Annotated in this window: 11 protein-coding genes; 1 reads left to right on the forward strand and 10 read right to left on the reverse strand. The window is 52.8% G+C overall.

Annotation, left to right across the window (positions count from 1 at the left end; translation table 11 throughout):
- Positions 1-59 precede the first annotated feature (59 nt).
- On the forward strand, positions 60-683 hold the full coding sequence (locus tag JRI95_05685; protein MBW2061042.1) for a hypothetical protein: 624 nt from the start codon (positions 60-62) through the stop codon (positions 681-683).
- A 143-nt stretch (positions 684-826) separates the two neighbouring features.
- Here JRI95_05685 and flgL read toward each other — a convergent pair whose 3' ends face one another.
- From flgL to JRI95_05735, 10 genes are all read right to left on the reverse strand, one after another.
- Positions 827-3,091: a flagellar hook-associated protein FlgL gene (flgL, locus tag JRI95_05690; protein MBW2061043.1), complete on the reverse strand. Its 2,265-nt coding sequence runs from the start codon at positions 3,089-3,091 to the stop codon at positions 827-829.
- A gap of 14 nt (positions 3,092-3,105) precedes the next feature.
- Positions 3,106-5,175, reverse strand: coding sequence for a flagellar hook-associated protein FlgK (gene flgK / locus JRI95_05695; protein MBW2061044.1), 2,070 nt, complete (start codon positions 5,173-5,175; stop codon positions 3,106-3,108).
- Between the two features lie 2 nt (positions 5,176-5,177).
- On the reverse strand, positions 5,178-5,687 hold the full coding sequence (gene flgN / locus JRI95_05700; GenBank protein ID MBW2061045.1) for a flagellar export chaperone FlgN: 510 nt from the start codon (positions 5,685-5,687) through the stop codon (positions 5,178-5,180).
- A gap of 3 nt (positions 5,688-5,690) precedes the next feature.
- Entirely contained in the window at positions 5,691-6,155 is a 465-nt protein-coding gene (locus JRI95_05705) for a rod-binding protein (protein ID MBW2061046.1), read from the reverse strand.
- Positions 6,156-6,157: 2 nt separating this feature from the next.
- Positions 6,158-7,270 carry a flagellar basal body P-ring protein FlgI gene (locus JRI95_05710; protein MBW2061047.1) on the reverse strand — a complete coding sequence of 371 codons (1,113 nt, stop codon included), beginning with the start codon at positions 7,268-7,270 and terminating at the stop codon, positions 6,158-6,160.
- Between the two features lie 21 nt (positions 7,271-7,291).
- A complete protein-coding gene (locus tag JRI95_05715) occupies positions 7,292-8,008 on the reverse strand; it encodes a flagellar basal body L-ring protein FlgH (protein MBW2061048.1) in 717 nt (238 codons plus the stop codon).
- Between the two features lie 18 nt (positions 8,009-8,026).
- Positions 8,027-9,016 (reverse strand): flagellar basal body P-ring formation protein FlgA, encoded by a 990-nt coding sequence (gene flgA / locus JRI95_05720; GenBank protein MBW2061049.1) that lies wholly within the window; start codon positions 9,014-9,016, stop codon positions 8,027-8,029.
- Positions 9,017-9,033: 17 nt separating this feature from the next.
- Entirely contained in the window at positions 9,034-9,816 is a 783-nt protein-coding gene (gene flgG, locus JRI95_05725) for a flagellar basal-body rod protein FlgG (protein ID MBW2061050.1), read from the reverse strand.
- A 23-nt stretch (positions 9,817-9,839) separates the two neighbouring features.
- Complete coding sequence (locus JRI95_05730; protein ID MBW2061051.1) at positions 9,840-10,520, reverse strand: flagellar hook-basal body protein; 681 nt, start codon at positions 10,518-10,520, stop codon at positions 9,840-9,842.
- A 388-nt stretch (positions 10,521-10,908) separates the two neighbouring features.
- Positions 10,909-11,445 carry a hypothetical protein gene (locus JRI95_05735; protein ID MBW2061052.1) on the reverse strand — a complete coding sequence of 179 codons (537 nt, stop codon included), beginning with the start codon at positions 11,443-11,445 and terminating at the stop codon, positions 10,909-10,911.
- Positions 11,446-11,596: the final 151 nt, after the last annotated feature.

An 11,596-nucleotide genomic window follows, 5' to 3' on the forward strand; every position in this document is an offset into this window, starting at 1 on the left:
AGCTTTAACAAACCCTGCGGGGATTAATCATCCCCGCAGGGTTCTTGAAAGGATAGATCATGAATCAAGCCATGTCCAGTCTGGATTACCTGAGCAGTCTTTCTTCCATGTTAAGTGAAGGACTTTCAGGTACTCGTGTTGAAGGGCTGCCAGCAGAAATTACCGAGGCTGTGAAGCTGGCTCAGATGGAGATGCAGGGTGTTCCTGACGCCCTGGAAAATCTGGAGCGGGCCAGACAGGGTTTTGATAGGCTCGATCAGGCCATTGACCGCCTTCTCATCCTGGCTCAGGAGGCCTCGGAATTAGGCGATGAAGACCGGAAGGGCAGGGCGGTTCGCCAGGAGGAGTTTATGCGCCTGACGCAAATCGTGGCCCGTCTGGCCGGACGCCGGGATTACCATCAGCCCAAGCTAAGCCTGTTGAGCAGGCCGCAGGCGCGGGCGGCCAAGATGGCCCTGCAGTGCCTGGTTCCGGTCAAAAACGATTTGGCCAGCCAGCTAAAGGAGCAGGAGAACAACATTATCCAGGCCGTTGAGGCAACTCTTGAATTTATAAACGCGGTTAAAAAGGCCTTTCCCATGGCTATGGCAGAAGTGCCAGCTTTCTCCTGGAGTGCGATTTCACCCGGGACGCCCAGGCAAACTATGCACACGGGTCTGTCTCATGGAAGCGCGTTGCACTGATTGACAAGCCGACATTCCAGGTACAAAGAAGGAGGCCAAACGGTCTCCTTTCTTTCTTAAGGTTCATCAGAGTAAGTGAAAAAAAGTTCGTAACCAGACTTGAATTGCAACTGATTGTATCACAAAGAAGGTGTTTGGAATGATCAACGGATGTAGTCGAGCAAGGAGAGGGAGGTAATCATGGACGTTGAGGCTAAGGTGGCCTGATAAGCCATTTCCTGGAGCTTAAGAGCGGTGATGGCCTCAATAAGATCTGTGTCTTCGATGTCCGACAACCGCTGTGTCGCCCCGATTTTGGTGCTTTCCAGGATGTTGCCTGCCACCTCAGTGCGGTTGATACGCACGCCTGTTTGAGCCATCTGGGAAGACAGGTTTTCTAATATCTGGTCAAAAACGGGCAGTTCGTCGGCCACGGCCCGCGGATCATGATCAAGCAGGGCCTGTTTCAGGCGAAAGAGGCAGTCCAGAAGGTTATCAGGATCGCCGGCTCCACCCATGGCCTCCTCCCCGTTGACGTTGGCTTTAACACGGTGGTTGCGCTGTATGTTCACCTCAAGGTCTTCGGTGTTCCCTAAATAGTGACTGACCTCTATGGTGAATTGGTCACTTACGGATAAGGTTCCTTCATTGGTGAAGGCGATTTGCACTCCCTGATCCAGGTCGGCCTTGGTGCTGTCCCAGATATTGGTTCCTGTGACGCTGGCCGCAAAGGCGTCGTCCGGCCCCCATGTCAGGCCTCCGTCTTCAGAGACCTTGAATCTGGCTGCAACGTCCTCACTGCCAGCCAGTGACCATGTTCCGATCTGATTAATGAGACCCAAGCCCGAGCTTCCCTCGGCCAGTGAGACTTGAACCAGCTCCCCGGCCGCAACATCCAGGGGATTGACCGGGTCATGGGCCTGGATGGCTGCCAGAACGTCTGCCGCGGTGGCGGAAATATTCCCGTCTGCATCGGTAGCCAGGGTCACCTGAATTTCATAGTTTCCTCCGCCAAGGTTGTTTACGGTCACCTCGGTGGTCTGGTTGGCCAGGTGAGGGTCGTTATAGATAAGGGAAATTTTATTCCCCTCGGTCCCGGAAATCAGTGCCGTGAACTTCAGGTCGTTGTGCCTCCCGGTGGTTAAGCTGGTGAAGCCCATGGCCGTGACCACACCGGAACCGTCATCGGTTCCAGCCAGGTCGGCCGAAACCAAGGCACTGGCCTCAGGGTCTCCATTGATGGCATTCATAACCTGGGTCGCGGTCGTGGTGATGGCCCCGGTTCCATCGGTGGCCAGATTGACGGTGATATCATTACCGTCCACTGCGATGGTGAGGCTCTGGCCGGAAGCGCCCGGATCAACATAGCGAATCCTGATATCGTTACCAGACTCCCCGGCGTTTTGAGCCGTGAGACGGAGGTCATCGTTTGCGTCAGCCAGGCTCGTGGTCAGGGAGGCGAAATTGGTGGTCAGGGAGGCATAGGAAAATCCGCGGGAAAGATTTCGCGGGACACCGCTCATGTCAGAGACCACACCGCTGCCATCGCTGCCCGGGGCCAGGGAAGCCGTAACAAGCGCACTGGCGCTTGGATCGGTATTGATGGCATTCATGACCTCAGCCGCGGTGCTGACGATGGCCCCGGCGCCATCGGTGGCCAGGTTGACCTGGATGTTATAGACGCCGCCGCCAAGATCATTGACAACCACCCCCAGGGGCTGGTTGATACCAAGGGGGTCCACGTACTCGATACTGATGTTATCTCCGTCAGGCCCGGCGGTCTTGGCGGTGATAGTAAGGTCGTCATGGGTGTTATCGAAGTTGGTGGTCAGGGAGGCGTAAAGGGCCTCGGCTCCTCCGGCGCTGGTGATCTGGACCATGTATTCTTTACTCTGGCTTCCGGTGTATGTTCCGGCGCTGGCGGCCCTGCCGGTGTAGGCAGAGGCAGCGGCTAACGCGGCTGTGGCGTCATGGATATTCAGCTCTTTGATAAAGGGAGCGGTATCGGTCTTGCTGCCTGCAAAGATATAGCGCCCTTCCATGCTGGTGTTGCCCAGGTTAATTATTTCATCAATGATGCCGTCTATGGCTACCGCGGCTACGTCCAGATTCGAGTCCTGGTAAGTTTCGGTTGACATCTGCTCGGCTAGGACCTTGGCCTCGGTTACGGAATTTTTCATGTTCAGGAGAGCGGATTCGGAAAGCATGAGCAGATTGTTGGCCACGGACAGATCCCGCTGGTACTGCTCAATATCCGCCAGGACGGTCCGCATGGTCAGGATGTTCGCTCCTCCCAGGATGTCATCCGAAGGCCGATTGACCTTTTTCCCTGAAGAGATGGATTCATTGAGCTTGCTCAGATCATAGGTTATCCGCTGCAGATTGAAGTTGATCATTGAGTATAAGCTCTGTTGAGAGACGCGATTCATTTATTCCTCTTTCTCTAAACCATCGAAATCAGCGACTGGAGCATTTCATCGCTGGTGGTGATGATCTTGGCCGCGGCCATGTAAGCGTATTGAAACTTGATCATATTCGTCAGCTCTTCATCAATGGATACGGCCGAGATCGAGTCGCGCTGCTGTTCAAGCTGCATGACCAGATTTTCGGTGAAGTCGGTGTTGCGGTTGATCGTGTGCGCCGTGGAGCCGATGTCCGCGGCCAGGGTGTTGTAAGCCTCAGAGATGGTGGAGGGGCCATTTTGAAAAAGGTAGGCCCTGTCTTTGAGGTCCGCGATGGTGAGGGCATTGACATTACTGCCTCGCGAGGTCTCGCCTTCTGCGCTGACCATACCGGCGTTGATAAAGGATAGATTGTTTTCAATGGTTTGGTTTAACTGAACGGTGGCGGTGTCGTGACCGGAGAAGAAGGTGTTGAGGCCGAGCGCCATCAGGATGGAGGCGGTGTCATTGGCCAGGGTGTAATCATAACCGTTACTCGTGTCCGCCTCGATTTTGAGATGTTCTTTTCCAGAATCATCGGCAACGATACTGGCCCGAATACCCGCGATACCGGTGGCAAAGGATTCCCCGATCTGGGCGAGAATATCCTCTCGGGTGTCATTCGGGTTGACGTTAATGGTGTTGACAGCGGGTGAGTTGCTGGCGTCATAGGTGATCAGGTCAAAGGAGCCAGCCGCCATATCCTCCCCGAAGGTCAGGATATTGGAAAGATGACGGTTGAGATTTGTCTCCTCCATGGCGCTCACAAGTCCGCGCCCGTCGTTATCCTGGGCCAGAGCGACCGAGACGAGGGCGCGAGCGGCCGCGGCGCCGGCGCCGCTGTCGGTGTTAATAAAATCTATAATATCCCGGGCGGTTGCAGTGAAATTTCCCCCGGAATCCCTTGCTAAAGAAATGGTAATGTCATTATTGACAACAGTCACGCCCAGGGGTTGATTGAGGCCGCCGGGATCAAGAAAGGTAATGGTGACCTGATCCCCGTCTGCGCCTGTGTTTTTGGCGGTGAAGACGATGTCGTTGTCCTCTCCGGCCAGATTCGTCTCCAGCCTGGCGAAGGGTGAAACTTCATACGTTCCAGTCGCGTCTGTCATGTGAACCAGCCCGGCTCCCTGTGCATGCTGGCGGTTGACTTCCTTGATCAGCATGGCGGTGAAGGCGTCGAACTGGGTGTAAAAGTCTTCAATAATGTTCTGTCGAATCTTTACCAGTCCGCCCAGCTGGCCCTGATCAAAGGTGTCCGTGATGTCCACCCGGGCGTCTGGAGAACGGTTCCAGTAGATTCGATCATTTCCAGCTACATCCTTGGCCGAGCTGAGGGTCCAGTAGACGTTGCCTTCGACCAGGGGGAAGCCCTTGGGTGTTAAAACAAAGGTGCTGCCATCTCTCGGGTCTTCAAATTCAGTTATTTCTATAAGCCCGGCCAATCTTCTCAGGAGCACGTCGCGCTGATCCCGCATATCGTTGGCGTTGAACCTTCCCATCTCAGCGCGAGATATAGATTCGTTGAGTTCGGCGATCTCTTCGACCAAGATGTTGACTTCTGTTACGGCATCCTTAATGCGGAGGTTGAGATCCATCAGCTGTTCGTCGAGGCTGGCGCGCATCTGTGAGATGGTGTTGATGAGGGCGTGGCTGTTTTCCATCAAACTCATGCGCTCCGGGTTGCCTTCCGGGTTGTTGGCCACCTCCTGCCATGAGTTCCAGAATTCAGCCAGTACTCTGTTGAGCCCGTTGTCAAGGCTTTCGTTGAAGATGGTCTCAATCTGCCAGATGATTGACTTCTCGGTTTCATATTTGGCCAGAAGGCTTGATTGCCTGATCAGATTCCGGGTCAGGGTTGCGTCGTACATTCGGCTGATTTTCTCCCCGGAAACGCCGCTGCCCATTTCACCAAAGGCAGACTTGTAAGTCGGACTCGGAATAAGTTCTAACTCCTGGCGGGAGTAACCCTTGGTGTTGACATTGGCCATGTTATGGGCCGTGACTTCCATTGAGGCCTGAGCCAGGAGTAGCGCCCTGTTGGCGATATGCATGGCGGTGTTGATGGGCATGATCAGACCTCGCGGTTGAGCTTGATCGGCCCCATGGATTTGGATGCCGCCCGCTCACCGGTGGGCAGATATTGATCTGCCTCGGTTAAACTCACACCGGTGAGAACGGTCAGGGAGTCTGTGATCAGTCCCAGCGTCTCTTCAATAAAGTTCTGGTTGTCCTGGTTGTGCCTGAAAATATCTGTTTTGATCCGTGCCAGGTCCTGGCTTGATCTTCTAAGGCGGCCGGAATTTGGCTCTGGAAGAGCTTCGGCCAGAAGGGCCAGCAAAGGCAGGGGCTCGGTCTTAAGGCCCAAATCTTGAGCCAGCTCCTTTATTTTCGTGGACACAGGTCCGATGAGAAACTTAATATCCTGGACCGTTTTCTCCTTGATCCTGGTGATCTTCTGGAGTCTGTCCAGGTCAAGTTCGATCAGGTTTTGCTGTTCTTCATCCAGGAGCTTGCCCAGCTTTTGGTAAAGGCTGATCTGGCGATTAAGCAAATCCAGCAGTTGGTCAGCCGTCTGAAACATATCTCAGATCCTTTCGGAAAGATGATGAATAAAGGTTTCAAAATTATTCTCAAAGATGTCCGTACCCTTGTAAGGGCCCTGGCGGTCGTTCTGGGGATTTCTGTAAATTCCTGAAGACGCCTCGCCGCGTTCTGTTTCCTCGGGCCGATTCAGGTCATTCTGACGCAGCATCTGCTGGTAGAGCATCTGGCCGAGACCGATGCCTTTTCCCTGCGACAGGAAGATGGAGACTTGCTGGTCGAACATGGACTCATAGACGTTGCGGCCCGATGATTTAGGAAGCAGGCCATTTACAGGAATCGTCTGGCGTAATGTCTTCAGTAAGATGCTGATAAAAAGACTCTCCACGTCCGCGCAGGACTCTTTCAGCCTGGCCAGCCGTTCCTGCTCGCCCTTCTGAGCGGCCTTAAGCGTCGCGGCCTCGCAACGGAGCGGGGAAAACGACTTGTACTCGCACTCAAGGCCCATGATCAGATTATCTCCAATTCAGCGTGCAATGCGCCAGCCGCCTTGATGGTCTGGAAGATGACAATCAGGTCCCGGGGGGTGACTCCGATGGCATTGAGGGCCTGAACCAGCTCATTAATCGTGGGACCGCTTTCCAGTACCAATAGCTTTCTTGCTTCTTCCAGGACCTGGATTTCAGTTTCCGGAGTGACCACAGTTTCAGCGCCGCGCGGGGCAAAGGGAGGAGGCTGAGTCACGACCGGTCTTTCTCGAATCTGAATGGACAAAGCGCCATGAGCCACGGCCACGGTTGAAATGCGGACGTTTTCCCCGATGACGATGGTCCCGGTGCGCTCGTTAATAATGACCTTGGCCACTGAATCGGGCGTGACTTCCAGATTTTCCAGGTCTGCAACCATGACGGCCAGATTATCCCTGAATCCTTCAGGGACCATGAAATTGACCGTACCCGAATCAAGAGGACGCGCTGCTGCATTGGCCAGCATCTTGTTGATGAGTTCGGCTATGCGCAGAGCCGTGGTGAAGTCCGCCCGGTTCAATTTCAGGGTCATCTTGTGTTTGCCTGACCATTGAATTGGAACTTCGCGTTCAACTACAGCACCCCGGATGATCCGGCCCACGGTCGGATGATTCTTCTGCACACCGGCCGCAGCCCCGGCTACGGAAAATCCGCCAATGCTGACCGGGCCCTGGGCCACGGCGTAAATCTTGCGGTCCATCCCGTAAAGCGGCGTGGATAAAAGGGTGCCTCCTTGAAGGCTAGTGGCATCGCCCAGAGAAGAAATCAAGACATCAATTTTGTTTCCAGGTTTGGCAAAAGGAGGCAGACCCGCGGTGACCATGACCGCGGCCACATTCTTGACCCGGACCTGCCGCGGTGAGACCTGGATACCCATCTGCTTGAGCATGTTGGTCAATGATTGAATGGTGAAGGTGGTGCCGCTTTTGTCACCGGTGCCACTGAGGCCGGCCACCAGGCCATAGCCGATAAGCTGATTGCTTCGAACACCCTCGAACGTGGCAATGTCTTTCAAACGAATACCCCAGGCTCCGGAAGCCTGGAAGGCAACAATGATAAGGACCGTAAAGGCTATTATAACTTTTTTCGGCGTCATGAGGTCTTGAGTTCTCCCTGATCAGAAGGGCCAGACATGATCCAGGAGTCTGGCCAGCCAGCCCGGACGCTGCTTGGCGCTGATCACGCCCTTGCCAGTGTAAGAGATCCTGGCGTCAGCGATATACGTGGACAGGATCGTGTTGTCAGATGATATGTCTGTCGGCCGAATGATCCCTTCAAGAATAATATACTGCTTTTCATGGTTGACCGTGATCTCTCGCGTGCCCCGGATCGAAAGGTCGCCGTTGGGCAGAATCTGCACCACTCGAGCTGACATCTGGGCTGTCATGTCTTCTTTACGTGTGGTTTGTCCTGAGCCTTTGAAGCTCGAGGAGTACTTGGCGCCCAGCATGGAGGAGGGGTTAAAAGCGACATGGGGATTATGCGGGATTCTATCCTGGTATCCGAGGAGGGCGGAGATACCGGCGCTCAACTCATATTCTTTGCCCGTTTGTGTATTGGCCTGCTTTGAGGCCTTGGACGTTTCCACAATATTAATGGTTACGATATCGCCGACCCGGTAAGCCTTGAGGTCTCGATAAAAGGCAGGCATGACGGTTTGGCTAAAAAGAGAGCCTTCGGTCCTGGAAACCGGGGCTGGCTGGGTCAGTATGGGTGCAATGTATTTCGCTTCAGGCCTGGGGCTTATGGTCAGAGCCGCTCCGCTGCCGCAACCGGCCATAATGACCAGAAGGGCGGTCAGAACGATGAAAGCGGCAAGCTGCTTATTTTTCATGGGCTGTCTCCATAAAGTTCAAAAGTCAATCCGGGCCAGGTTTGGGCCCAGAATTCTGGCCATAACCACCTTTTTACTCCTGAGATTGAGTACAGGTATTTTTTCCCCGGCCGCGCCGTCCTGTTTGGCCTTACCGAGCGTTGTGATGCGCAGTGTCCCGGATTCGACCATAATGGTCAGGGTGTCGCCTTTTTTGACCACGGGCTGTTTACTCAGGTCCCGGGCCAGGATGGGCTGACCAGGATGAAGGCGGCGCCGGCGGTTGGCTTTCCCAATGACCTCGGCCGGGCTGTTTATAGCTGCCTGTCTGAGGCGGGCCAGGTTGACCCGGGCCGTTTTTATATCCTTGGCTCGTATGACCTCGCCCCTCTCTATGGTTCGGGCTGCAACCACGGCCTGGCAAAAGAGGTTAATGCGTCCCGCGACTCTGACATGGGCCGCTTCCTTATTATCAACAAAGCAGTATATGGTCAGGCTCAAATAAGTCGGATTAGGGGTGGGGTGAGATATAATCTTGTACGTCAGGCGACCAGCAGGAAGACGGGGAAGGGTTCCTGCCCGCAGGCTGACCAGCTCCCAGTCGCTGCTTCGGTAAGGGTCGTTTGCAGAGAGGTAGTCCTTGAAAATCTTTTTCAGTATTTCCGCGGTAATGGTTTGATATTCCCGGGAAACGGTCACCAGCTGAGGCAGACTCCACTCAAACCGATCCAGAGGCAGGCTGGAAGCGCGAAGGCGATGCGTCAGGTAGTCCTGGCGAATCTTGATGGATTGACCGGGTTTGGGCGCCTTGGTAATAAAAACCAGGCCGATATCTCTTTTCAGGGCGCAATCCGGTCCGGTGATAAAAGCTATATCCTTAAGAAATATTTTTGCGCCGCGGACATGGGCTTTGGACTTCACCATGACAGACAGGTCAGCAGCCTGGCCCGCTGTCAGGCGGCAGGCCAGCAGAATGGCCAGGATGAGCGAGAAGACCAGAGACCTGGTTAGACCCGATTTTAATGACATTTACAAGGTTGCCTCATCTACCGTTTGATATTGACGGCAATACTGAGCATCTCGTCAGCAGACTGTATCGCCTTTGAGTTGATTTCGTAAGCTCTCTGAGCCACGATCATGTTGACCATCTCCGTGACCACATCCACATTTGACATTTCTATAAATCCCTGGGCAATAGTGCCATATCCCTCTTCCCCGGGATTTCCTTCAACCGGAGAGCCAGAGGCATTGGTCTGGCCGTAAAGGTTCTTGCCCAAGGCATACAGGCCGCCAGGATTTTGAAAACGAACCAGTGTGATGCGGGTAGCGGCCAGCTCCTCGCCATTGGCGTCCAGCGCGGTTATGTTGCCGCCTGAGTCAATATTGATCTGGACCGCCTCCGCTGGCACGGCGAATTCAGGCTGGAGCGGATTGCCTTCCGCATCAACGATGGTCCCGGTGCTGTCCAGCTTGAAAGACCCGGAGCGCGTGTAAACATCTTCCCCGTTTCTCAAGAGACGGAAGAAACCGTCCCCCTCGATGGCAAGATCAAGCTGCCTTCCGGTCTGGTGGTAATCACCCTGGGTAAACATCTTTTGTACGGTAATCGGTTTGACACCCATGCCGATCTGGATGCCGACCGGAATCTGCTGCCCGGCGGCAGTCTCGGTACCCGCAGCGCGTAAGGTCTGGTAAAGCAGGTCCTGAAATTCAGCCCGGCTTTTCTTGAAACCATTCGTGTTCACGTTGGCCAGGTTGTGGGCGATAACGTCCAGGTTGAGCTGCTGGGCGTTCATGCCGGTGGCTGCGGTCCATAACCCTCTAATCATATGTTTTTTCTCCCTTTAACCGGTTAAAACAGACGTCCAACGTCATTGATGATCTTGGTGTCGGTTTCTTCAAACGAGTGAATGACCTTTTGAAACGCCTCATAGGTTCTGGTGGTGTCAATGAGGTTGATCATGGCGTTTACCGGGTTGACGTTGGACATCTCCAGATAACCCTGTTCGATGGTCGTTTTTTCAGCGGCGCTGCCCGTTACGCCAGCGCTTAGGGGCATGAAAAAATCGTTTCCTTGCTTTTTCAGCATGGAGAGGTTTTCAAATTCGACAATTTCGATGGCGCCTATGTTTTCATTATCCGCCAGGACACTGCCATCAGGCCCGATGACGACCTCCCGGGCTTCCCTTGGGATGGTCAGTTCTCCCTGGATGGGGTAACCGTCCTGGGTGACCAGCACGCCGTCGCTGTTGAGCGTAAAGATACCGTTGCGGGTGAAACGTGTTCCAAAAGGGGTTTGGATTTGAAAAAAGCCGGGGCCGCTGAGCGCGAGATCGAACCGTCCGCCCGTTTGTTTCAGCATGCCCTGGCTGAAGTCAGACTTGGTCGCGGTGACCATAAAGTCTTTAAATACCGGCACATCTCTCTTAAAACCCGGGGTGTTGACATTCGAAAGATTATTGGCCGTGACGTTGAGCCGATACTCCTGAGCCATGCTTCCGATAATACTTCTGAAAATATTGTTAAGCCGCATGCTGTTTTTTCCGTCTTAAGTTAGATTTCACTTTTCTGGTTTCATGGTGAGCAAATTGCGTGCCATGGGATGACAGGCTAGTGTCCGCGGGCCTGTCCAGTTGTATCTATTTGATATTACGTCCATTTGCATGCCAGGTAATAAATTAGCCTTCAAGTCAATCTTATGAGGGTTATCAGAAAAATTTGCCTAGTAACTTCATGTCTTAATGCTGCTTACGGCCATGTTCCTTCATCAGCTAAAAACAACCGCGATTCCCGGTCTAGTTATCGGTAAATCTCATCAAATACTTTAATTTTGTTTGAGTATTGCTTCAGGAAAACTTAGAGAAAGGTTTAGCTTCGAGGCAGGTGCTGATCGTTACCTTTGCCAGCAGCTCGAGGGCTTCTTATTCAACCCTTTTTTGAACTATCTCTTTGAGGACATTGAAGAATTTATTTCTAATCTTTTCGATGTGTAATGCTTCCTCATAACTGACACGAACCCTATCTTTGGTCATATATCTTTTTGGTTCAATTTGTAATGCATATGAATTGACCTGTCTTTTCCAGAACCATTCTGCGCATCCGAATTGAACGTATTCCGGGTCTATTTCCGGGATTTTTTTCAGGTCGCGAAATAATTCTCTTCCAAGGTCACTGTTTTCTAGGCACAGAGCCAGATAGGCTATTCGGTATTCAACGCTTGTAAGGCTGGTTGAAGTTGGCAAGGGCTCGATGTTTTTAAGGTTCCTTTGATAATGATGCAGAAAATGTCCATAACAGCTTTGCAAGGTGAAGCAATATGGCAGCTTTGAAAAACCATCAATTATTGCAATGATAGGCGCATCAATAGTGTTAATATTCAGCCTGTTTAAGGATTGGCGCCGTTGCTTGTGAAAATGAGGATTGTTCTCAAAGTCTTTTAATTTTATGAAAGTTTCCAATGGCCTGATCCTTAATCTGTGAAAAACGAGATTTAATCTTACAATTCAATTACTAGGGCTTCAACCTGGCCGGACATTTTATCTTAATTATGGATCTATGAACATTGTCGTTGATCTGAATTTGGAGCATAGATTGCAAGCCATAACCTAT

Source organism: Deltaproteobacteria bacterium, assembly GCA_019308995.1.
Taxonomy (GTDB): Bacteria; Desulfobacterota; Desulfarculia; order Adiutricales; family JAFDHD01; genus JAFDHD01.